Source organism: Corynebacterium sp. HMSC068H04 (assembly GCF_001811255.1).
Lineage (GTDB): Bacteria > Actinomycetota > Actinomycetes > Mycobacteriales > Mycobacteriaceae > Corynebacterium > Corynebacterium hesseae.
The window spans coordinates 43,601-64,735 of the sequence record NZ_KV804019.1; the positions used below are offsets into that span (position 1 = coordinate 43,601).

A 21,135-nucleotide genomic window follows, 5' to 3' on the forward strand; every position below is an offset into this window, starting at 1 on the left:
CTATTTAATGGATGCATGACGAATCCAGAAAACTCCCCTGAGGAATTCCGCACCAGCACTCCGGCCGAGGAGCCGTTGACCGATTACTCTGCGGAAGCCCCCGCCACCGAAAGCTCCGTAGAGCCGGTTCCGACTACTTCGGACTATGAGGAGAAGAATGATGGCAAGGTGAAGGGCTCCTTCGCTGCCAGCACGTGGATCGCCCTCATCGTGGGCTTCCTGTTGCTCATCGTCCTCATTATCTTCATCCTGCAGAACCAGCACCAGGTACCGCTGAACTTCCTTAACTGGTCCGTTCAGTTCCCGGCTGGCGTCACCTACCTCATTTGCGCTATTTCTGGCGCACTCATCATGGCCCTGGTAGGCGGCTGGCGCATGTTCGAGCTGCGCCGACAGGTGCGTAAGCAGGCTCGCCGCTAAATCTAAGGTGCAAGGGTGGTGAGAAAGCTCATCGCCACCCAGGTCACCATCGCAGAGGGCAGCATGCCGTCCAAGCGATCCATGATGCCGCCGTGCCCCGGCAGCAGGGCAGACATATCTTTGATTCCCAGTTCGCGCTTGAACTGGGATTCCACTAAGTCACCGAGAGTGGCGCAGAAAACCAGTCCTAGTCCCATGAGCGCGCCCACCCACGGCTTGTGGTGAAGAAGGAATGCGAAAGATAGCGCACCGGTAAGGGTGCCGAAAACGACAGAGCCGGCAAATCCTTCCCATGATTTTTTGGGGCTTACAGCCGGTGCCATGGGGTGCGAGCCAAACATCACGCCGGCGATGAAACCACCGGTATCTGAGGCGACCACGCAGAGCATAAACACGACAATCGACGCCGCCCCCGAAGCAAACGGCGTCTCCACCCGCGAAAGCATCGCGGCAAACGTGCCAAAGAGGGGTATCCAGGTCAGCACGAAGATGCCCATCGACATATCACGGAGATAGTTAATTGGCGGACGGTGCCTGCCGTTGTGGAAGAGGCGCCCGAACATGAGCGCCAGAACCGCAACCACATACACCGCAACGAGGCCCGGGGCGTTGAGGAACCACGAGACCCACACCATGGCTTGGCCAAGAACGATCAGCAGGGTGCGCGGGACATAGTAGGAGTGCTCCCGCAACCGGGTGAGAACCTCCCACATGCCCAAGCCCACTGCGGTGGCGACGACGAGATACCACACCAAAGGCCCGGCCCACACCGCAAAAACGACGAGCGCGCCCAAGCCGACGCCGACGGCAATCGCCGCAGGCATGTCTCGGCCCGCGGAATTCTTGGGTTTCGGCATCCGGCTCGGGTGCTCAGTGCTCACGCATGCTCCTCAGGTAGTCGTGGGTGCTTAAGCTCTACACAGAAAAGACCGCCGTGCTGGTCGGTGCCTGGCGCGGCGGCAAGTCAAAGCTCGTGTGTGGAGGCTACACCTCCATGAGCTCCTCTTCCTTATTGGCGACGAGCTTGTCCACCTGCTCGATGTAGCCGGAAGTAATCTTTTCCATTTCCTTCTCTGCAGCGATGACCTCGTCCTCGCCAGCATCGCCGTCCTTCTGCAGCTTCTTCAGCTGCTCCATGGCACGGCGGCGAATGTTACGGATAGCAATCTTGCCGTCCTCACCCTTGCTCTTAGCCAGCTTGACCATCTCACGGCGGCGTTCCTCAGTCAGCTGCGGAATAGTAACGCGCAGCACCTGACCATCATTGGTCGGGTTCACACCGAGATCCGAGTTGCGGATTGCGTTCTCAATCTCATTCATCACGGACTGCTCATAAGGCTTGATGAGCAGCATGCGCGGCTCAGGAACCGAGATGGTTGCCATCTGGGTAATCGGGGTCGGCACACCGTAGTACTCAGCGACCAAGCCGTTAAACATGGCTGGGTTGGCGCGGCCGGTGCGGATGGTGATCAGCTGCTCGCGGGCGTGCTCCACCGAGGCGGTCATGTGCTCTTCAGCTTCGAGCTGAATCTCGTCGATCATGAGGGTTACAACTCCCTTGAAATAGTCAAAAGTACTGGGAAAGAATGTAGCAGGTCGCGGCCCGTTTGTACTAAGACTGGACCAGCGTGCCGATCTTCTCGCCGTTCACGGCGCGCTTGATATTGCCCTCGGTGAGGAGGTTGAAGACCAGAATCGGCATATTATTATCCATGCACAGGCTGAACGCCGTAGCATCAGCCACCTTGAGGTTCTTCTCGATGACCTCGCGCGGGGTGATCTCGGAGTAGAGCTCCGCGTCCGGATTCGTGCGCGGGTCGGCGGAATAGACGCCGTCGACAGCCTTGGCCAGGAAGAGGACTTCTGCACCAATCTCCAGCGCGCGCTGCGCTGCGGTGGTGTCGGTGGAGAAGTACGGCATGCCCATGCCGGCGCCAAAGATAACCACGCGCCCCTTTTCTAGGTGGCGGTCGGCGCGCAGCGGCAGATACGGCTCCGCAATCTGTGCCATGTTGATGGACGTCTGCACACGGCAGTCGATGCCCTGCTGCTTGAGGAAGTCCTGCAGCGCCAGGGAGTTCATGACTGTACCCAGCATGCCCATGTAGTCGGAGCGAGCGCGGTCCATACCGCGCTGGGACAGCTCCGCTCCGCGGAAGAAGTTACCGCCACCGATAACGACGGCAATCTCAGTTCCTTGTTCGGCCACCTCGGCGATTTGGCGGGCGACGTTTTCTACGACATCAGGATCGATGCCGACCTTGCCACCGCCGAACATCTCACCGCCCAGCTTCAGCATGACTCGCTTGTATCCGGTTCGCTTCGGTTCAGGGTTAGTCACGGTCTTCATCGTCTCCTTCACGCATGGCGACGCTTCAGTTAAGCGCACGAATAATTCCGTTCCATCTTAACCATAGGAAGCCGCTCTTATATATTCAGCTGCGCACAACCCCCACCCTAAGGGGCGGCAGAAAACAGCAAACTCCCTCCCCGCTTCTTCCCCACCGGCCAGGCGGCCACAGGGATGAAGAGGAGGAGGGAGAAACCGCAGCTACGGCGCAATGCGCTTAGGCTGCGAAAGCTCTAGTAAAGCTTAGGCGCCAACCTCGTAGCGGATGAAACCGGTGATGGTGGTGCCAGCCTCGTCCGCGACCTGCTTGACGGTCTTCTTGGAGTCAGACAGAGCTGCCTGCTCAAGCAGAACCACAGACTTGTAGAAGCCATTGAGACGGCCTTCCACGATCTTCGGCAGGGCTGCCTCCGGCTTGCCCTCCTCGCGGGTGGTGGCCTCAGCGATCTCGCGCTCCTTCTCAACGACCTCAGCCGGAACGTCCTCGCGGGTGAGGTACTCGGCGTTCATAGCCGCAATCTGCAGTGCCACTGCGTGAGCGCCTTCTGCGTTGCCCTCGTAGGAGACCAGGACACCCACTGCCGGCGGCAGGTCAGCGGAACGCTGGTGCAGGTAGACAGCAACGTTGTCGCCCTCGATGGTGACTGCGCGGCGGGCCTGCAGCTTCTCGCCGGTCTTTGCGGACTCTTCGTCAACGATCTCAGAGACCTTCTTGCCGTCGATCTCCAGGTTGTTGAGCTCCTCACCGGAGTTGACCTTGGCCTCACCGGCAGCCTCAGCGATCTTGGTGGCAAAAGCCTTGAAAGCCTCGTTCTTAGCCACGAAGTCGGTCTCACAGTTGATCTCGACCATCGTGTTGCCGGAAACGGCGATCAGGCCCTCGGTGGCCTCACGCTCGGCACGCTTGGACACGTTCTTTGCGCCCTTGATGCGCAGGTACTCAACGGCCTTGTCGTAGTCACCCTGGGACTCTTCGAGAGCCTTCTTGCAATCGAGCATGCCGGAGCCGGTGGCCTCACGCAATGCCTTTACGTCTGCAGCAGTGTAATTCGCCATAGTTGGAGCGATCCTCCTTGGAATTGAACGGTATTCGTTGAAACAGCGTAGCGGAATCACTACCACCACGTCGCGTTGAGGGGGTGCTAGTTTTTCGCCAGCTCCCCCAGCGAAGAATCTGAAGAACCTTCAGCGTGGTGTTTTCAACCCTTTAATGTGTCACGCGCCTTAGCACGCTAAGAAAAAGCCCCCATCGCCGCGGACACTGTGGGCCGTGCGGTACGGGGGCTTAAGGTGTGCAGATTACTCTGCGGACTTCTCAGCGTCCTCAGACTTCTCTGCGGAAGCCGGGTCAGACGCAGCGGCGGCCTCAGCGGCGTCGCGGGCGTCCTTCTCAGCGCTGTCGCCGGCGGCCTCCTTAGCCTGAGCCAGCTGGCGCTCCTCGCGAGCCTTCTTGCCCTCTTCCACAGCGGTGGCGATGATGCCGGAGAGCAGCTTGGTAGCGCGGATGGCGTCGTCGTTACCCGGAATCGGGAAGTCAACCTCATCCGGATCACAGTTGGTGTCCAGGATGGCGACGACCGGGATGTTCAGCTTCTGGGCTTCCTTGACCGCGATGTGCTCCTTGTTGGTGTCAACGATCCACAGTGCGGACGGAGCCTTGGTCATATCGGAGATACCGCCCAGGACGCGCTCCAGCTTGGTGCGCTCACGGGTCAGCATCAGAACTTCCTTCTTGGTGCGGCCCTTGTAGCCGTCCTCAGCCGCGTCCATAGCCTGCAGCTCCTTCATGCGCTTCAGGCGCTTGGAGACAGTCTGGAAGTTGGTGAGCATACCGCCGAGCCAGCGGTGGTTAACGTAGGGCATTCCCACGCGGGTTGCCTCTTCAGCAACGGCTTCCTGAGCCTGCTTCTTGGTACCAACGAAGAGGATGGTGCCGCCGTGTGCGACGGTTTCCTTAACGAACTCGAAGGCCTCATCGATGTAGGTCAGCGTCTGCTGCAGGTCGATGATGTAGATGCCGTTACGGTCGGTGAAGATGAAGCGCTTCATCTTCGGGTTCCAGCGACGGGTCTGGTGACCGAAGTGGACGCCAGCGTCGAGGAGCTCGCGCATGGTTACGACTGCCATGTTTCGCTCGCTTTCTATATGTTGTTTCGGTTTTGCAAAAATTGTGCGGTGTTTTATTCCGCACCCTAGCAACGAAGGCCCTGGTCAACACCCCACTATTGCGGGGACCACGTCAACCACAGGCTGCCTCTTCCTTAACCCAGGAAGCGACTGCTTCGCCGCGCGTAGTCAATCCATGCGCCAGCATTTTAGGCTTGAGCACAGACTGCTATGGGCTAGCTTAGTACTGCACACATGGTGATTCCAAACGACGGGCCTGATTTATCTCAGCAGGATTGTTGATGACTCTACGGTCTTCTCCCCTGCTGCAACAGTGGCCTCTTCTTTAACAGGTTATCCACAACAGTGGCTGCACCTCTTCTCTGAAGAGGCGTCCGAGCGCAGGCTTGGAGGCATGCGTCACCGTCTTCTTTATGTATCCGTCTTGCTGTGTGCTTGGGCCGCGCTTGTCGACGTCCCTTTAGCCGCCGCCTACGTCGACCCCACCACCGGGGAACCTGTCGTTTCGCGTGTTTTGCGCGGCTTCGAGCCTCCCGAAAAGCGCTGGATGGCGGGACACCGCGGTGTCGATCTGGACCTGCCTGTCGGCGGGGTGGTCCTCGCGGCCGGCGATGGCGTCGTATATTTCGCCGGTTCGATCGCGGGCAAACCCGCCCTATCGATTGCCCATGGGAACGGCCTGCGCACGACCTATCAACCAGTGTTTGCGAGAGTCAAGAAAGGTGACCGGGTACAGGAAGGAGACGTGATTGGCACCCTCGCCCCGTCCGTGGACGGCTATCCGGGACTGCATTGGGGCGCGATTGAAGGACGCGAGGATTACATCAATCCGCTGGACTTGCTTGGGGAACCTGTCATTCGCCTCAAGCCCGTGGGTGGGCGCGGGCGTAGACGTCCTTAAGCCGCTGGGCGGAGACGTGCGTGTAGACCTGCGTGGTCTGTAATGAAGAGTGCCCGAGCAGCTCCTGGACAATACGCAAATCCGCTCCGCCCTCGAGCAGATGCGTTGCCGCCGAGTGACGCAATCCGTGCGGGGTCAAACCCGGCGTTCCCGTCACTTGCGCAGCGCGCTCGACAACACGGCGGACTTGGCGGGGGTCGATACGCCCGCCGCGGGTCCCCACGAACACCGCCTCCGTATCACCCGCAAGCTGGGGACGGCCCGTTTCCAACCAGGCACAAAGCGCATCGTGAGCTGCATCCCCGAACGGGACGACGCGCTGTTTATTGCCCTTACCTGTGACGCGGGCAGTACGCCGGGACACATCGATATCCCCGATGTTGAGACCGACGAGCTCAGCCACGCGCACACCGGTGGCGTAGAGGAATTCGAGCATGGCACTATCACGCAGGAAATGGATCTCATCGGCGGAGACGGCATTGCCCATCAGCTCCCCCGCCGCTGAAGGCGACATCACCGTCGGCAAGTGTTTGCCCACCTTTGGCGTGGCCAAACGCTGCGCCACATCAGTTTTTAAATAGCCTTCACGCGCAGCCCATGTGGAAAAAGCACGCACCGCGGCGGTGCGGCGCGCCAGTGTGGAGCGGGACTTGCCCTCGGAAACGGCGTGGGCCAACCATTCGCGCAGGGAATTCAGTGTGAACGCTGAGAAGTCCGGAACCTCCGTCGCCAGCAAGCGCAGGTCGGAGCAATAGCCGCGAACGGTCGCATCGGAACGGCCGCGGACGATGCGCTGGAAGTCCGCGAAGTCTTCGATCGCCTCGTCCAGCTGTCCGCCCACGTGCCGCTCACCGTTACCACTTGCACCACTCATGTCTCATGAGTGTACTCAGGTGCGCTGCCACATCGCCCCCGAGCGAGTAATCACCCCCATCTTCTGCATCGCCACGAGAAGGTGAATGGTCAACGCCACCCGCATTCCCGCGGCCGCCGCGATGTCCTCAGCGCTCGCGCCTTCCTCCGCGCTTTCCGGTGGAGTGGAGTCATACACCCGAAGCTCATTGCGGGACAGGCGCTGCACAGCAGTCGGCTGAAACTCGAGCTCATACTGTCCCACCACATCTACCTCTCCTGCTTTGCCGACCAACCCCCGAACTTCATCCGCAGACGCCACCAATTGGGCCCGCCCATCCTGAATTCGTTGATGACACCCCAAGGAACCAGATGTCGTAATAGGCCCCGGTACGGCCATGGCAACCCTGCCCAGCGCTTCCGCCCAATTCAGCGTGTTAAGAGCACCAGAGCGGAACCCCGCTTCAACCACCACAGTGCCACTCGTCATCGCCGCCACGAGACGGTTGCGGGATAAGAAGCGGAATCGCTGCGGCCGCGTGCCCGGCGCGAACTCAGACACGATGCATCCTTTCTCGGCGATTCTGTCAAAGAGCTTCGCATTTCGCGCTGGGTAAGAGATATCGATGCCGCAGGCCGCCACAGCGACGGTCAGTCCGCCCGCATCGAGGGCCGCTTCATGGACCGCCGTATCAACGCCTACCGCTCCGCCGGACACCGCTGTCCATTGATGAGCCGCAAGGCCACCCGCTAAGAGTGACGCAGCCTCCCAGCCATACCTGCTCACCGCGCGCGTGCCCACGAGGGCCACAGATTGAGATACCACTTCGCGCAGGTTTCCACCGCGTACCCACAGACTGTGCGGTGGTACTGCTTGGTCATCAAACGTTGCCGGGGCATCAACCACCCCTTGGTGATAGAAACCGAAGGCACGGGAGAACTCTTCCCCGGGCCACTCAGCGTCCGCGGGCGTAATGAGCCGAGCGCCTTCCGCTTCCGCTACAGCCAAGTCTTCGTCTTGCCGCAGCCACTCACGCCGCGAAGCCGTGGCTTGCCGCAAGGGCCCAATCCAATCCTCTCCTTTGTAGATTCCCCGAGCAATCTCCTCAGCCGAGTATTGGGTCAACAGCCCGTGAAGAGTTGGTGAAGGACCCTCCACCACGCGATTGAGATAGGCCCACGTATGCCGGCTACTCGATAGATTGAGCTCACTCATGCCGCCAGCCTTTCGATCGTCCCAGCCCCGCGGAGATCCAGCGCCCGGCTGACGTGCTCGAGCTCAGGGCGAGATGAGCCGTCGAGGTCTGCCAGCGTCCAGGCTAGGCGCAGAACACGGTCGACCCCGCGCTGGCTCAGCTCCCCTTCCGCCAGGTAGGCGGCGAGCATGATCATCGCAGACTCCGCTGCTGGGCGGTGGCGCCGCAAATATGAAGCCGGAACTGCTCCATTGACCACGCTTCCCAACCCGTCGCCCTCCCAGCGCGCCTTCATGCGTTCCCGGGCTGCGGCCACGCGCTGAGCGATGACCTCAGAGGTCTCTTCACCTTCCGCTTGGAGCACCGCTGATTGCCCCGACAGGGACACGATGATGTCGAGGCGGTCCCGCAGCGGCCCCGACAGATTGGATAAGTAATTCATCCTGTCTGATACTCGGCACTCGCAACGCGCCGGTTCTTCGGCTCCACACCGGCAGGGATTTGCAGCCAGCACTAGTTGGAATTGGGCGGGGAAGATAACCTCCCGGCTCGCCCGCGTCAGGCGCACCTGTCCTTCTTCCAAGGGGGCGCGCAAACTATCGAGTACCTGCGCAGGCACCTCACTGACCTCGTCGAGGAAGAGCACGCCATGGTGCGCCAAGCTCACTGCTCCTGGCCGTGGGCGCCCTGAGCCGCCACCGATCAGCGCGGCCCTCGTTACCGAAGCGTGCGGCGCAATGAACGGAGCCCGCGAGATAGCGGTGCCGACGGCTCCCGCCACCGAGTGGATGGCCGTGGCTTCCACTGCTTGCTCTGTGCTCAGGCGCGGCAGAATCCCCGGCAAGCGCGAGGCAATCATCGACTTACCGGAGCCGGGTGGACCCACCATCATCACGTGGTGGCCGCCGGCAGCGGCAACTTCCGCCGCCCACTTGGCTTCCTTCTGGCCTGCCACCTCGCTGAAATCGGCGACTTGCTCGCACGCAGGCGCTGCTGCATGTGCAATGAGGTGCGCGTCCGGCAGGCAATCATTCCCACACGCCCACGCAAAAGCATCCCACAGCGTTTCGGCCACGAGTACAGTGATGCCGGACACCAATGCTGCTTCCGCAGCGTTTCCCACCGGAATGATCAGGGTGTCATAGCCCTGTGAACGCGCAGCCAGAATGGCCGGGATGATGCCGGAGACCGGGCGTACCTGCCCGTCCAACCCCAGCTCACCAAGAACCAGCGCCCTGCTAAGGCGACTCTTCTCCGCCTGGCCTGCTCCTAGAATTGCCAAGGCCATCGGGAGATCAAAGTGCGCCCCTGCTTTAGGCAGCGAGGCCGGTGACATGGACACCACCACCTTCGTCTTGGGCCACGGCAAGTGCGAATTGCTTACCGCAGTACGGATGCGATCCCGCGACTCTGAGATTGCGGCATCCCCCAGCCCCACCACGTGAACCCCCGGCAGCCCGGGGCCAACGTTGGCCTCCACCGTGACCACCCGGGCCAGGACCCCATCCAGCGCTATCGTGTCGCACCTACCGAGAGCCATGATCGACTCCCTGGAAGTAGTCCACCTCGAACGCCTCCCCCGACTTCGCCCCGGTGGCTACCAGCCCGAGGACGTCGAAACGGACCTTGCTCAACGCCTGCCCTTCGCTCCGTGCGGCGCTCAGCCACTGCGCGGCCGCCTTGCGCAGGCGCGCTAACTTGCGTGGGGTTACCGCTTCCGCGACGCCGAAGTTGCGGTTTGCCCGAGTTTTTACTTCGCAAAAGACAATGGTCCCATCGGGTTCACGCACGACGAGATCGAGCTCGCCCACACGGTAGTGGACGTTCGCAGCGATGACCTGCGCCCCGCGCGCACGATAAAAGTCAGCGGCGAATTTCTCCCCCGCTTTCCCCAGTGCTTCCGCCGGGCGGATGGTCTGGCCCACTGTCGGTGACTGCAAAGTGGTTGCTAGATTTCTTGTCACTATGGTGCTCCTTGGAATTGAACGTGTACACAACACGCCGCAAGCACGACACAAGACAATTCCCGTGCCGCACACCCCCTTACGGCACTTCCAGAACACCCCATTAACTGCGTTGTGGCGAGGGCTTAATGCCTCGCCACCGCAAATCTGTGGATAACTAGTCCGGGGTCACCAACGTGGCGTCCCCCGCCCACTTTTATCTAGATCACTTACCTAAGGCTCTATTCCGGTAGGACAAAATCCGGCTTGTCCAACTCCTCAATATTGACGTCCTTGTAGGTGATTACACGGACGTAGCGCACAAAACGCGCCGAGCGGTACATATCCCAGACCCAAGCATCAGACATGCGGACCTCGTAGTAGACGTCCGGACCCGACGTATGCGGAATAAGCTCCACAGCGTTGGCCAGATAAAACCTACGTTCAGTCTCCACTACATAGGAGAATTGGCTGACCACATCGCGGTATTCGCGGTACAGCGACAGCTCGACTTCAGCCTCGTAGTTATCGAGTTCCTCAGCGCTCACGGTGTGCTTCTCCTTCGCTCACAATTACCCGGATTCACGGTGTCACAGAATCAGCACCAGCTTAGTTCCCGCGTCCTGAATAAGGCTTCAGGCGCGCGCGAGGAATCGCGCATGTGCGTCAGCAACATTGCGATAGCTCATGCGGTGCTCCGGCGTCGCCCCCAGCCGGGCGATAGCTTCCTGATGTGCTGCGGTGCCGTAGCCCTTGTGGGCCTCCAATGCATAGCCCGGGTAGTGCTTAGCTATGTCCACCATGAGTCGGTCACGGGAGACTTTGGCCAGAACGCTCGCCGCGGCGATGCATCGCGCGGCGGTATCCCCACCGATGATCGGCAGCTGCGGGGCGGGCAGGCCGGGGACGAAGAGGGCGTCGCTTAGCACGTAGCCCGGGCGGACCCCCAGTCGTGCCACCGCCCGGCGCATCCCCGACACATTCGCGTGTTGGATGCCAAAGGTATCGATGTCTTTCGCGTCCACGTGCACCACCGACCACGCTAGCGCGCGGCACTTGATCAGCGGCTCCAGTTTTTCCCGGGCCGCCGGCGTGAGTTTCTTCGAATCATCAAGCCGCTCCAAGCCGGGCAGGATGCGCTCCGGCAAGATGCACGCGGCAATGGTCACTGGCCCGCAGCATGCCCCGCGCCCAGCTTCATCCACCCCTGCAACTGGACCGAGCCCTGCCTTGGAGAGCGCGACCTCATAGGTTCTCTTCTGTTTCAGTCGGCGCATGGCGGTTATAACGGAATGTCGTCGATAGTTTGCGCGCGGCTGACCGGAACCACAACAGCGGCGACCTTGCCGCGCACGTTCTCGACAGGAACAGTGCCCTGCAGGTTATCCCCGAGGTGCGCGCGCGAATCCAAGGAGTTCGTGCGGTTATCCCCCATCACCCACAGATGGCCTTCCGGGACGGTAACGGGGCCGAAGTAGGCGCCGCCACAAGCTTGTGATCCCACGCGTTCATCAATCGGAATCTCCGGCGGATCCAGAACGAAGTCCTGGTTAGTGGGTTTGCCGTCCACCATGACGGCCGGATCCCCTTCTTGGCACGACACGGTCTGGCCGCCTGTAGCGATGACGCGTTTAACCAGGATGTTGTCGCCATTAGGCACCAGCCCCACAAAGGCGCCAATGTTTTGCAGTCCGCGCAGCACTACATTGCGGGACCGCTTGACCTCAAAAGACGTGTTCCACGAGTCAGGACCGGCAAAGACAACAACCTCGCCGGGGCGCGGATCGCTGAAGTAATAGCTCACCTTCTGCACGGCGATGCGGTCATTCGTGCACCCCGGGCAGCCGTGCAGGGTGGGTTCCATGGAGGAAGACGGGATGAGATACATCCGCCCCACTAAAGCCTGAATTAGCGCCAGCACCACGAAGGTGAGTGCTAGCGCCGTGAGGACATCGCGCCCTCTAGGACTGGATGTCCGGGTCATCGACTCCACCAATGCGGTTGAAGGGGAAGAAGATGAACATGACCTTGCCGCGGACGTTCTCCAGCGGGATCGTTCCTTGGAACTCATCCTGCATGTGATAGCGCGAATCCGCGGAAGCCGTGCGGTTATCTCCCATCACCCAGATATTGCCCTCTGGCACGGTCACGGGGCCAAAATACGCGCCGCCACAGGCGTAAGAACCGGTGGTCTCATCAACGCGATACGTCGGCGGGTCCTGCACATAGTCCTGTTCGATGGGCTTGCCATCCACCATGACCGCCGGATCACCCTCCTGGCAGGACACAGTCTGGCCACCGGTAGCAACAACACGCTTGACCAAGGTGTTCTCATCTGGCGGGGTGAGCGAAACGTAGCTCAGCGCATCCTGAATGCGGTGGATGACCGGGTTGTCGGAACGCGGCGATACCCAATTCCTGTCCCAGTCCGGCGTTCCTTTGAACACCACGACATCACCGGGCTCTGGGTTCTTGTCGCCGTAATAGGAGACCTTTTCGGTAAAAATGCGGTCATTATTGCAGCCTTCGCAGCCATGCAAGGTCGGCTCCATCGACCCTGATGGAATGACGTACTGCCGGCCCACAAAGTTTTGGAAAACACCAACGACCGCAAGCACGGAAACCACCACCAGTGCGGTCTCCAGCAACCAAGGCATCTGCTTCTTTTCCTCAGCTGGGGGTGCTGCGCTTTCCGACGCCTCTTTCCCCACGCCCTGGGAACCTTCAGTAATGTCGTTTTCTTTTTCCACGGGCTAAATCCTAGCAATGCGCGCCGACATCCCGGTATGCGGCTCGGCCGGAGGCTGCTGAAAGCACAAAGCCCTCCGCCTTACCCACAAGAATCGGTGGGAAGCGGAGGGCTGAGGGCTACAGAGCAGCTAGAACTAGCGGCGCTCCTTGATGCGGGCCTTCTTGCCGCGCAGGTCGCGCAGGTAGTACAGCTTGGCGCGGCGAACGCGGCCGCGGCGGACTACCTCGATGGAGGCAATGTTCGGGGAGTGAACCGGGAAGGTACGCTCAACGCCGATGCCGAAGGAAACCTTACGCACGGTGAAGGTCTCGCGGATGCCAGCGCCCTGACGGCGGATGCAGACACCCTTGAAGAGCTGGGTACGCTCGGTGGAGCCCTCGATCACCTTGACGTTGACGTCAAGGGTATCGCCCGGGCGGAAGGACGGGATATCGTCGCGCAGCGAAGCTGCATCAACCTTGTCAATGAGGTTTGCCATTGGTGTTTTCCTTTTCAGTTTAAGACAGAGGACCCTGGCGCCACCTCGCGGCGGCTGACCGGTTCGTGCCTATTACACAGAACATCGCTATCTTTCCATACCCCACCCCCGCAGAACAAATTGTGCCAAACGCCTGACATCTCCTCGTTGCGGGCTCTAAGGTGGGTGGCGCACTGATACCCCACGGGTGCCCACGGGAAGTGGGCTGAGAGTGGCGCTGATACCGCGCCTGCACCGTTTGAACCTGTCTGGTTAGCACCAGCGAAGGAAGAGAGGAGCAGCCATGACGGCTACCCATACCCCCATTCACAATTCTGACTCCGGCGAGATTCACCCCAAGCACTCCTACTCCCCCATCCGGGAGCACGGCCTCGAGGTACCCGAGACCGAGATTCAGTTGGATGATTCCCCTTCCGGCCCGAATGAACCTTTCCGCGTCTACCGCACCCGCGGCCCGGAGTGCGAGCCAGAGGTAGGTCTGCCGGCGCTACGCGCTGAGTGGATTGCGGAGCGCGGGGACGTCGACGAGTATGAGGGCCGCGCCCGCAACCTCGCCGATGATGGCCGCTCCGCCGAGCGCCGCGGTGCCGCTTCCCAGGAATGGAAGGGGGAGCGTCGCCAGCCGCTGCGCGCGAAGGAGGGCAAGCGCGTCACCCAGATGCATTACGCGCGCCAGGGCATCATCACCAAGGAGATGGAGTTCGTGGCCCTGCGCGAGCACTGCGATCCGGAGTTTGTGCGCTCCGAAATCGCGCGCGGCCGCGCCATCCTGCCCAATAACGTGAATCACCCGGAGTCGGAGCCGATGATCATCGGGCGGAAGTTTCTCACCAAGATCAACGCCAATATCGGCAACTCAGCGGTGACCTCCTCCATTGCGGAAGAGGTGTCGAAGCTGCGCTGGGCCACGCGCTGGGGCGCGGATACCGTCATGGATCTCTCCACCGGCGATGACATCCACACCACGCGCGAGTGGATCCTGCGCAACTCGCCTGTGCCCATCGGCACCGTGCCCATCTATCAGGCGCTGGAGAAGGTCAATGGCGTGGCTGAGGACCTGACGTGGGAGATTTTCCGCGACACCGTCATCGAGCAGTGCGAGCAGGGCGTGGACTACATGACCATCCACGCCGGCGTCCTGCTTCCGTATATCCCGCTGACCACGGACCGCGTCACCGGCATTGTTTCCCGCGGCGGCTCCATCATGGCGGGCTGGTGCCTGGCACACCACAAGGAGTCCTTCCTCTACGAGAACTTCGATGAGCTGTGTGAGATCTTCGCGCGCTACGACGTCGCCTTCTCCCTGGGCGATGGCCTGCGCCCCGGCTCGCTGGCGGATGCCAACGACACCGCCCAATTCGCTGAGCTCAAGACCATCGGTGAGCTCACCCGGCGCGCCTGGGAGTATGACGTCCAGGTCATGGTGGAGGGCCCGGGCCACGTCCCGCTCAACATGGTTCAGGAAAACAATGAGCTGGAGCAGGACTGGGCTTCGGACGCTCCCTTCTACACGCTAGGCCCACTGGTCACCGATATTGCGCCGGGCTATGACCACATCACCTCCGCCATTGGCGCGGCGCACATCGCCATGGGAGGAACGGCCATGCTGTGCTACGTCACCCCGAAGGAGCACTTGGGGCTGCCCAACCGCGATGATGTCAAGACCGGCGTGATCACCTATAAGCTGGCCGCCCATGCGGCCGATGTGGCCAAGGGCCACCCAGGGGCGCGCGCCTGGGATGATGCGATGAGCAAGGCCCGCTTCGAGTTCCGCTGGCACGATCAGTTCGCGCTTTCCCTCGACCCGGACACCGCGCAGGCCTACCACGATGAGACCCTGCCCGCGGAGCCGGCGAAGACCGCACATTTCTGTTCCATGTGCGGGCCGAAGTTCTGTTCCATGCGCATCAGCCAGGACATCCGGGATACCTTCTCCGATTCGCTAGGGATGCCAAGCTTCCCGGGTAAGGGAGCCATCGATCCGGAGGTCGTGGCAGCTGCCCGCGCGGGCGAGAAGCAGATGTCGGAGGAGTTCAAGGCCCAGGGCTCACAGCTCTATCAGGAAGAAGAGACCGCACATGCCTGATCTTCGCTGCTACTTCGTCACGGGCGCGGGCTCGCATGAGGACGTCGTGCGCATCGCTGCCGCAGCGGCGCGCGGCGGCGCCGGGGTGGTACAGGTGCGCTCCAAGCCGATTACGGCCCGCGATCTCTACTACTTGGGCCGCGACGTAGCCCGCGCGGTGGCGCAGACCAACCCAGAAACGCGCGTGCTTATCGACGACCGCGTGGACGTCGCCGCCGCTCTCCGCCACGCTGGCGAGCCGGTGCACGGCGTGCATATCGGCCAGGACGATCTGCCTGTGGCCGCCGCCCGCGCGTTGTTGGGGCCGGACGCGATTATTGGGCTGACCACCGGCACGCGCGAGTTGGTCGAGGCCGCAAATGAGGTAGCAGACCTGATTGATTACATCGGCTGCGGCCCGTTCCGCGCCACACCGACGAAGGACTCCGGGCGCACCCCGTTGGGGCTTGATGCCTACCCGGATTTGGTGAAGCTCTCCCGCGTACCGCTCGTGGCCATCGGGGATGTTACCGCCGAGGATGCTGCCGATCTTGCGGCAACCGGCATGGCCGGCCTAGCTGTCGTGCGTGGCATCATGCATGCCGATGACCCGGAAGCCTATTGCCGCAAGCTGCTGTCCGGCTTCGATGAAGGTGCGCGATGAGTACTAGCTCTGATTCATCCGTCATCATCATCGGCGCGGGCGTCATCGGCCTGGCCACCGCGGTGGAACTGGCCGCGCGGGGCCACGAGGTCACGGTGCTGGATCCGGCACCAGCCTCCGGGGCTACCCACTTCGCCGGCGGCATGCTCGCCCCCGCCGCCGAGGTGGTCTACCAGCAGGATCCGCTCTTCCCGCTCATGCGCGCCTCCGGCGCGTGGTACCCGGAGCTCATCGATCTGGTCGCCGCACACACAGAGGTGCCCACCGGCTACCGTGCCGAGGGAACGCTCGTCGTCGCCGCCGATCGCGCGGATGCCCAGCACCTCACCGAGCTGGCCGAGTATCAATCCCTCCACGGCATGGAGGTCGAGCGCATCACCGTGCGTGAAGCCCGGCGCGCGGAACCATTGCTGTCCCCGCGTCTGGCCGGTGCCGTCAGCATCCCGGGCGACACGCAGGTCTTCCCCCGCCAATGGGCGGCTGCACTGCTGAGCGCGGCCCAAGGACTCGGCGTACGTTTCTTCCGTACGGCAGCCCAATCGATTGATGCTGCAACGGGCGTGGTCACCACGGCCGTCGGCGACTTCGAAGCAGAACAGGTTGTGCTCGCAGCCGGACTAGGCGCGCGTGAGATCGAGTGGGCTGACTCAGCTGGGCTTGAACAGTCCCCGCTGCACCTGCGCCCGGTGTACGGCGATATCCTGCGCCTGCGGGTTCCGGATCACCTGCAGCCGCTGCTGACCCGAGTGGTGCGCGGCTTCGTGGAGGACCGCCCCATCTACCTCATCCCGCGCGGCGATGGCACCCTCGCCGTCGGCGCTACGACCCGCGAGGATTCCCTGTCCTCAGCGCAGGCCGGAGGCGTCTACGCACTGCTTCGCGACGCCATCCGTGTCCTTCCCGCCGTCGAAGAATGCGAATTCCTCGAGGCCAGCGCGGGGGCTCGCCCCGGCACTCCGGATGACCTTCCCTATCTTGGCCGCGTCAGCGAGAGGCTCGTCATCTCTACCGGCTATTTCCGCCATGGCATCCTGCTCACGGCACTGGCCGCGCGCTGTGCCCGCGAGCTCATCGAAGGAACCGATCCCAGCATCGATCTCGCGGCCTGTAACCCATTGCGACACCTCAAGGAGCAACAATGATCCTCATCCTCAACGGCCAGCCCTATGACACGGCGGCCGATACCGTCGCCCAGCTGCTCAAGGAAAAGGACATCGCTCCTGACGGCACTGCGGTGGCCGTGGCCGAACAGGTCATCCCCCGCTCGCAATGGGAAACCACCCCACTCAACGAAGGCGCGGCCGTGGAAATCCTCACCGCAGTCCAAGGAGGCTAAATGCTCACCATCGCCGATACCACCTTTTCTTCCCACCTCATCATGGGCACCGGTGGCGCCACGAGCCACGAAGCCTTGGAACGCGCGCTCGTCGCCTCCGGGACCGAGCTGACCACCGTGGCCATGCGCCGCCACGCTGGCACCCGTGACGGTGAGAGCATCTTCGATCTGCTGCGCCGCCTGGACATCGCTCCACTGCCCAACACCGCCGGCTGCCGCACGGCCCGCGAGGCCGTCCTCACCGCCCGCATGGCCCGCGAGGCACTGGGCACAACGTGGGTCAAGGTCGAGGTCATCGCCGACGAACACACGCTGCTTCCCGACGTCCTCGAAACCCTCGACGCCACTGAGCTGCTCAGCGCCGAAGGTTTTACCGTGCTGGCCTATACCAGCGACGATCCCGTGACTGCCCAACGCCTCGAGGACGCTGGCGCCGCGGCCGTCATGCCGCTCGGCGCCCCCATCGGCACCGGTCTGGGCATCCTCAACCCGCACAACCTCGAGCTCATTTGTTCGCGCGCCTCTGTACCCGTACTTGTCGACGCCGGCATCGGCACCGCCTCCGATGCCGCCCTCGCCATGGAGCTCGGCTGCTCCGGAGTCCTCCTCGCTAGTGCAGTCAACCGCTGCCAAGATCCCGAGGCCATGGCCACCGCCATGCGCCACGCCGTCGAAGCCGGCCGCCTAGCCCGACGTGCAGGGCGCATCCCGCAGCGCGAACACGCCCAGGCATCCTCCACCTTCGAGGGCCTAGCCTCCTGGGCCGACCAAGTCCTGTAGCCCACTGCCTAGAAGGACAGCCATCATGCTCAGCGAGACCGAACGCGCCCGCACCGCTCGCCAGCGCCTCCTGCCCGGCTTCGGTGACGCGGCCCAGGAGCGTCTCAATGCCGCGCACGTGCTCGTCGTGGGCGCCGGTGGGCTGGGCTGCCCGGCCCTCCAGCAGCTAGCGGCGGCAGGCATCGGGCGGACCACGCTCATCGATTCCGATACCGTCGATATCAGCAACCTGCACAGACAGGTACTGTTTGGTGCGGGGGACGTCGGCAAGCCCAAGGCGGAAGTAGCCGCCGCGCGCGCCCGCGAGATTTCCCCCGAGCTACAGATCACCGCGCTCAAAGAACGCCTCGATACCTCCAACGTCCTCGACCTGTGTACCGAGGCTGACCTCGTCCTCGACGGATCCGATACCTTCGACACGAAATACCTCGTCGCCGATGCCTGCGAACTCACCTCTACCCCGCTGGCCTGGGGTACCGTGCTGCGCTACGACGGGCAAGCCGCGCTGTGGCACTCCGGGAAAGACTCCGCCGACGGGCGCGGGGTGGGCTTGCGCGATCTCTTCCCCGCCCCGCCCAGCGGCGAGGCGCTCGAGTGCTCGACGGCCGGGGTGCTGGGCGCGACGACATCGGTGATCGCAGGGCTCATGGTCACCGCGGCGGTCGCCACGCTCGGCGCACTCCCGGATCATCGAGACATGACCGGGCGCGTAACCTCCTACGACGCGCTCCCCGGAAGCTTCCGCACGCTGCGGGTAGGTGCCGATCCCGACCGCCCCCTCGTTACTGCCCTACCTGCCCGGCACATCCTGCCGCCGGAGCTTGTCACCGGCCACGCTGCCCTCCTTGATATCTCCGAGGACCCCGGCTTTCCTCGTGCCACGATAACGCTGCCCTGGCATACCGTCACCGATGATGATTCCGTGCGCCGAGCGCTTTCAGCCTGCGGCTCCGAATTGATCTACGTGGCCTGTCCTTCCGGCGGGCGCAGCGCTGGCTTTATCCTGCGCTACGCCGATCTGGCCGCGGACATGGGCATCGAACTGCGCAACCTCCCCGGCGGGCTCGCAGCACACGACTTCTAGGCGCCGGCCACCGCCGGCGCGCGGAAGAGGTGCTCGTCGAGGATGCGCGCCGTGCCGTGGTGGCGGGCGCGGAACACCACGCAGGAGGCCACCAGTGCCAGGGCGGTCACGATGAACAGCACCGCGATGCCCGCCCAGAAGGTGCCATCGTGGATGCCGTCGGTGGCTCGGGTAAAGGCATTCTTTGCATAGGACATCGGGTGGAACGGATGCAGCAAACTCAGCGGCCGCGGAATAGCCGCCACCGGCCACACGCCGCCGAAGACCATGACGCCTAAGGCAAAAGCACCGACGGCGAAGACGGCACCAATCTTGCGGCCGAAGGTTACGAGGAAGAACTGGTAAGTCGCCGCGCCCACAGCGGCAATCGCTGCGATGACGAGCAGCATCATCGGCCAGCTGGCGGGGCTCCAGCCCATGGTGGAGGACATCAGACTCATGAAGGCCAAGACCAGGAAGTTCAGCCCCGCCACCACCCCGAAGGCCGCGAGGATGCCGCGCACCGGGCTCGTAGCGGTCTCCCCGCGGCGGCCCAGGTAATACGGCAGCGTCATCGCCAGGAGCAGCATAACGAGGAAGCCAAAGACCAGCACGAAGAGCAAGGAAGCGCCGCCCGTGATGTTCTTCTCGGTCGGGTCGACCGGGCTGACCACCGTCTGTACTGGGTGGAGGTTAGAGGAGGTGAAGTTGATGGGCACGGCCATGTTCTGCGCCGACGTATCCGGCTGGGTGATGGAGGGGGCTTTGGCGGCGCCGTCGGCAAGCTTGGTGGCCAATTCATTGGAGCCGGCCTTGAGCTGGTCCATACCGTCCTTGAGCTCCGTGCCTCCGGCGGCCAGCTGGCCCGTGCCGTCCTTCAGCGTGCCGGTTCCCTCGTGCAGGCGGGATGCTCCGTCCTGCAGCTGGGCGGCACCGTTACTCAGCTCGCCGACGCCTGCCCGCAACTGCTGCGAGCCATCGGACAAGCGGTGCGCGCCGTCATTGAGCGCCATCATGCCGCCCAGGTACTCCGAATTGGGATCGGACAGGTTGTAGTAGAGCTGGCCGGTGCCGGCGGAGAGCTTCTCCAGTTGCGCCACCATGTTTCCGCTGGCGGCCGGGTCGAGCTTGGACACCAGGGAATAGAGTTGATCGGCTTGTTGGTGCATGCCGAGGCCGCGGAGGACGTCGACAAGCTGCAGCAGCGCCGGGGCCACAACCTGCGCCTGCTTGAGCACCGGGATGAGCATCCCGGTGAGCTGATTGACACCGCCATCGATCTGACCCGCGCCATCCGCCAAGCGGCCGGTGCCGGCGAGCAGTTTGTCGGAGCCGTCGGCAAGCTGGGCGGCGCCATCATCCAGCTGCGCGGCACCGCCGCTCAAGCGCCCCACGCCCTCGTTGAGACGGGTCGTGCCGTCGAGCAGCTGACCAGTACCGTTGTTGAGATCGCCCGCGCCGGCGTCCAGCTTGGCAATTCCCTCGACCGCGCGCCCGCCGCCTTCCTGCAGCTTGCCCGCGCCCTCGTCGAGCCGGCCCGCGCCCTTAGCCGCGGTTCCCAGGCCATCGCTGAGTTTATTCAGCCCCTCGATGACCTGATCGGCATATTTCTTGGAAATCGCGTTCTCCACGCTGGTCTGCACCTGCGGGATGAGGCTGGAGGAAATCACCGAACCATTCGTGCCGTAGTAATCATTGGTGGCGAAGTGAATCTCCGGCTTGACCGGCTTATCGCTGATGATGGTGACGGCCTGCTCCGAGAAGTTCTTCGGGATGGTCACGACCATGAGGTACTTGCCCTTGAGCAGGCCCTCATCACCGTCCGCCTTGTTGACCTCGGCAAAGTTCAGGTACTGCGTCTCCATCAGGCCTTCCACGACCTGATCACCGTAGTTTGTGTAGGTGCCTTGCTTCTCGACGCCCGCATCCTCATTCACCACCGCCAAGTCAATGTTGCGCATGTACTTGGAGGGGTCCCACATGGCCCACATCATGGTGCCGGCGATAACGATGGGTGCGACGAGGAGAAAAACGATGAGCACGCGCGACAAGGTACTCGTGGGGCGCCAATCGAGGACGCGGTGCCACCCCATGGCCTCGCTGTCGTGGCCTGCCGCGCTCTGGGTAGCAGCACTCCCCTCATTTACCAGACTGGGCGAAGCGCTATTCGCGTCTGCTTCCCGGTTGGATTCAGCCTCACGGCTCATG

General features: G+C 62.6%; 23 protein-coding genes and 1 riboswitch. Of the genes, 8 read left to right on the top strand and 15 right to left on the bottom strand.

The genetic code is table 11. The features are described from left to right. Positions 1–15: 15 nt before the first annotated feature. Entirely contained in the window at positions 16–420 is a 405-nt protein-coding gene (locus HMPREF2792_RS09500; RefSeq protein ID WP_070533161.1) for a LapA family protein, read from the top strand. Between the two features lie 2 nt (positions 421–422). Here the strand turns inward: HMPREF2792_RS09500 and HMPREF2792_RS09505 are convergent, their stop codons facing one another. The 5 genes from HMPREF2792_RS09505 to rpsB form a co-directional block, all read right to left on the bottom strand. Continuing rightward, on the bottom strand, positions 423–1,277 hold the full coding sequence (locus HMPREF2792_RS09505; protein WP_180952038.1) for a phosphatidate cytidylyltransferase: 855 nt from the start codon (positions 1,275–1,277) through the stop codon (positions 423–425). 127 nt (positions 1,278–1,404) lie between these two features. Next, the gene (frr, locus tag HMPREF2792_RS09510) at positions 1,405–1,962 is read right to left on the bottom strand and encodes a ribosome recycling factor (RefSeq protein ID WP_070533163.1); all 558 of its coding nucleotides are present in this window, start codon (positions 1,960–1,962) and stop codon (positions 1,405–1,407) included. Between the two features lie 70 nt (positions 1,963–2,032). Continuing rightward, positions 2,033–2,770, bottom strand: a complete 738-nt coding sequence (gene pyrH / locus HMPREF2792_RS09515) for a UMP kinase (RefSeq protein ID WP_070533165.1) — start codon at positions 2,768–2,770, stop codon at positions 2,033–2,035. A gap of 243 nt (positions 2,771–3,013) precedes the next feature. Further along, positions 3,014–3,826, bottom strand: a complete 813-nt coding sequence (gene tsf / locus HMPREF2792_RS09520; protein ID WP_070533167.1) for a translation elongation factor Ts — start codon at positions 3,824–3,826, stop codon at positions 3,014–3,016. 243 nt (positions 3,827–4,069) lie between these two features. Then, positions 4,070–4,897 (bottom strand): 30S ribosomal protein S2, encoded by an 828-nt coding sequence (gene rpsB, locus HMPREF2792_RS09525; RefSeq protein ID WP_070533169.1) that lies wholly within the window; start codon positions 4,895–4,897, stop codon positions 4,070–4,072. Between the two features lie 394 nt (positions 4,898–5,291). On the opposite strand from rpsB, the gene HMPREF2792_RS09530 reads away from it, so the two are divergent. After that, entirely contained in the window at positions 5,292–5,798 is a 507-nt protein-coding gene (locus HMPREF2792_RS09530) for a M23 family metallopeptidase (protein WP_070533171.1), read from the top strand. Here the strand turns inward: HMPREF2792_RS09530 and HMPREF2792_RS09535 are convergent. From HMPREF2792_RS09535 to rplS, 9 genes are all read right to left on the bottom strand, one after another. Next, positions 5,761–6,672, bottom strand: a complete 912-nt coding sequence (locus HMPREF2792_RS09535) for a tyrosine recombinase XerC (protein ID WP_070533173.1) — start codon at positions 6,670–6,672, stop codon at positions 5,761–5,763. The two genes, HMPREF2792_RS09530 and HMPREF2792_RS09535, sit on opposite strands and share 38 nt — an antisense overlap. A gap of 15 nt (positions 6,673–6,687) precedes the next feature. Next, a complete protein-coding gene (gene dprA, locus HMPREF2792_RS09540; protein WP_070533175.1) occupies positions 6,688–7,866 on the bottom strand; it encodes a DNA-processing protein DprA in 1,179 nt (392 codons plus the stop codon). Further along, positions 7,863–9,386 (bottom strand): YifB family Mg chelatase-like AAA ATPase, encoded by a 1,524-nt coding sequence (locus HMPREF2792_RS09545; RefSeq protein WP_070533176.1) that lies wholly within the window; start codon positions 9,384–9,386, stop codon positions 7,863–7,865. The genes dprA and HMPREF2792_RS09545 overlap by 4 nt, the downstream gene beginning before the upstream one ends. Further along, positions 9,373–9,810 (bottom strand): YraN family protein, encoded by a 438-nt coding sequence (locus HMPREF2792_RS09550; RefSeq protein ID WP_070533178.1) that lies wholly within the window; start codon positions 9,808–9,810, stop codon positions 9,373–9,375. The genes HMPREF2792_RS09545 and HMPREF2792_RS09550 overlap by 14 nt, the downstream gene beginning before the upstream one ends. Positions 9,811–10,031: 221 nt before the next feature. Continuing rightward, the gene (locus tag HMPREF2792_RS09555; protein WP_005528899.1) at positions 10,032–10,337 is read right to left on the bottom strand and encodes a DUF2469 domain-containing protein; all 306 of its coding nucleotides are present in this window, start codon (positions 10,335–10,337) and stop codon (positions 10,032–10,034) included. 87 nt (positions 10,338–10,424) lie between these two features. After that, the gene (locus tag HMPREF2792_RS09560) at positions 10,425–11,075 is read right to left on the bottom strand and encodes a ribonuclease HII (protein WP_198530321.1); all 651 of its coding nucleotides are present in this window, start codon (positions 11,073–11,075) and stop codon (positions 10,425–10,427) included. Continuing rightward, positions 11,072–11,773, bottom strand: a complete 702-nt coding sequence (gene lepB, locus HMPREF2792_RS09565) for a signal peptidase I (RefSeq protein ID WP_070533182.1) — start codon at positions 11,771–11,773, stop codon at positions 11,072–11,074. Before lepB (HMPREF2792_RS09565) ends, HMPREF2792_RS09560 begins: the two co-directional genes overlap by 4 nt. Continuing rightward, entirely contained in the window at positions 11,751–12,446 is a 696-nt protein-coding gene (lepB, locus tag HMPREF2792_RS09570) for a signal peptidase I (protein ID WP_154761868.1), read from the bottom strand. The genes lepB (HMPREF2792_RS09565) and lepB (HMPREF2792_RS09570) overlap by 23 nt, the downstream gene beginning before the upstream one ends. A 228-nt stretch (positions 12,447–12,674) precedes the next feature. After that, complete coding sequence (rplS, locus tag HMPREF2792_RS09575; protein ID WP_070533187.1) at positions 12,675–13,019, bottom strand: 50S ribosomal protein L19; 345 nt, start codon at positions 13,017–13,019, stop codon at positions 12,675–12,677. Positions 13,020–13,192: 173 nt separating this feature from the next. Continuing rightward, positions 13,193–13,307: riboswitch (TPP riboswitch) on the top strand. Here rplS and thiC point away from each other — a divergent pair. From thiC to HMPREF2792_RS09605, 6 genes are all read left to right on the top strand, one after another. After that, the gene (gene thiC / locus HMPREF2792_RS09580; RefSeq protein WP_070533188.1) at positions 13,303–15,105 is read left to right on the top strand and encodes a phosphomethylpyrimidine synthase ThiC; all 1,803 of its coding nucleotides are present in this window, start codon (positions 13,303–13,305) and stop codon (positions 15,103–15,105) included. Its footprint overlaps the riboswitch before it by 5 nt. Then, a complete protein-coding gene (locus HMPREF2792_RS09585; RefSeq protein WP_070533190.1) occupies positions 15,098–15,748 on the top strand; it encodes a thiamine phosphate synthase in 651 nt (216 codons plus the stop codon). The genes thiC and HMPREF2792_RS09585 overlap by 8 nt, the downstream gene beginning before the upstream one ends. After that, the gene (gene thiO, locus HMPREF2792_RS09590) at positions 15,745–16,890 is read left to right on the top strand and encodes a glycine oxidase ThiO (RefSeq protein ID WP_070533192.1); all 1,146 of its coding nucleotides are present in this window, start codon (positions 15,745–15,747) and stop codon (positions 16,888–16,890) included. The genes HMPREF2792_RS09585 and thiO overlap by 4 nt, the downstream gene beginning before the upstream one ends. Next, positions 16,887–17,084, top strand: coding sequence for a sulfur carrier protein ThiS (gene thiS / locus HMPREF2792_RS09595; protein ID WP_070533194.1), 198 nt, complete (start codon positions 16,887–16,889; stop codon positions 17,082–17,084). The genes thiO and thiS overlap by 4 nt, the downstream gene beginning before the upstream one ends. Continuing rightward, on the top strand, positions 17,085–17,864 hold the full coding sequence (locus HMPREF2792_RS09600) for a thiazole synthase (RefSeq protein WP_070533196.1): 780 nt from the start codon (positions 17,085–17,087) through the stop codon (positions 17,862–17,864). Positions 17,865–17,889: 25 nt separating this feature from the next. Continuing rightward, on the top strand, positions 17,890–18,948 hold the full coding sequence (locus tag HMPREF2792_RS09605) for a ThiF family adenylyltransferase (RefSeq protein ID WP_070533198.1): 1,059 nt from the start codon (positions 17,890–17,892) through the stop codon (positions 18,946–18,948). On the opposite strand, the gene HMPREF2792_RS09610 is transcribed toward HMPREF2792_RS09605, so the two are convergent. Next, on the bottom strand, positions 18,945–21,134 hold the full coding sequence (locus HMPREF2792_RS09610) for a YhgE/Pip domain-containing protein (RefSeq protein WP_070533200.1): 2,190 nt from the start codon (positions 21,132–21,134) through the stop codon (positions 18,945–18,947). The genes HMPREF2792_RS09605 and HMPREF2792_RS09610 overlap by 4 nt on opposite strands. Position 21,135: the final 1 nt, after the last annotated feature.

Bases quoted from the DNA above. Each gene is read 5' to 3' on its own strand.
- HMPREF2792_RS09545 (WP_070533176.1), bottom strand. From the start codon at position 9,386: ATGGCTCTCGGTAGGTGCGACACGATAGCGCTGGATGGGGTCCTGGCC.
- HMPREF2792_RS09500 (WP_070533161.1), top strand. From the start codon at position 16: ATGACGAATCCAGAAAACTCCCCTGAGGAATTCCGCACCAGCACTCCG.
- HMPREF2792_RS09530 (WP_070533171.1), top strand. From the start codon at position 5,292: ATGCGTCACCGTCTTCTTTATGTATCCGTCTTGCTGTGTGCTTGGGCC.
- thiS (WP_070533194.1), top strand. From the start codon at position 16,887: ATGATCCTCATCCTCAACGGCCAGCCCTATGACACGGCGGCCGATACC.
- tsf (WP_070533167.1), bottom strand. From the start codon at position 3,826: ATGGCGAATTACACTGCTGCAGACGTAAAGGCATTGCGTGAGGCCACC.
- lepB (WP_070533182.1), bottom strand. From the start codon at position 11,773: ATGACCCGGACATCCAGTCCTAGAGGGCGCGATGTCCTCACGGCGCTA.
- HMPREF2792_RS09585 (WP_070533190.1), top strand. From the start codon at position 15,098: ATGCCTGATCTTCGCTGCTACTTCGTCACGGGCGCGGGCTCGCATGAG.
- HMPREF2792_RS09605 (WP_070533198.1), top strand. From the start codon at position 17,890: ATGCTCAGCGAGACCGAACGCGCCCGCACCGCTCGCCAGCGCCTCCTG.
- thiC (WP_070533188.1), top strand. From the start codon at position 13,303: ATGACGGCTACCCATACCCCCATTCACAATTCTGACTCCGGCGAGATT.
- HMPREF2792_RS09505 (WP_180952038.1), bottom strand. From the start codon at position 1,277: ATGCCGAAACCCAAGAATTCCGCGGGCCGAGACATGCCTGCGGCGATT.
- HMPREF2792_RS09535 (WP_070533173.1), bottom strand. From the start codon at position 6,672: ATGAGTGGTGCAAGTGGTAACGGTGAGCGGCACGTGGGCGGACAGCTG.
- frr (WP_070533163.1), bottom strand. From the start codon at position 1,962: ATGATCGACGAGATTCAGCTCGAAGCTGAAGAGCACATGACCGCCTCG.
- pyrH (WP_070533165.1), bottom strand. From the start codon at position 2,770: ATGAAGACCGTGACTAACCCTGAACCGAAGCGAACCGGATACAAGCGA.
- HMPREF2792_RS09610 (WP_070533200.1), bottom strand. From the start codon at position 21,134: ATGAGCCGTGAGGCTGAATCCAACCGGGAAGCAGACGCGAATAGCGCT.
- thiO (WP_070533192.1), top strand. From the start codon at position 15,745: ATGAGTACTAGCTCTGATTCATCCGTCATCATCATCGGCGCGGGCGTC.
- dprA (WP_070533175.1), bottom strand. From the start codon at position 7,866: ATGAGTGAGCTCAATCTATCGAGTAGCCGGCATACGTGGGCCTATCTC.
- HMPREF2792_RS09600 (WP_070533196.1), top strand. From the start codon at position 17,085: ATGCTCACCATCGCCGATACCACCTTTTCTTCCCACCTCATCATGGGC.
- rplS (WP_070533187.1), bottom strand. From the start codon at position 13,019: ATGGCAAACCTCATTGACAAGGTTGATGCAGCTTCGCTGCGCGACGAT.
- rpsB (WP_070533169.1), bottom strand. From the start codon at position 4,897: ATGGCAGTCGTAACCATGCGCGAGCTCCTCGACGCTGGCGTCCACTTC.
- lepB (WP_154761868.1), bottom strand. From the start codon at position 12,446: ATGCCTTGGTTGCTGGAGACCGCACTGGTGGTGGTTTCCGTGCTTGCG.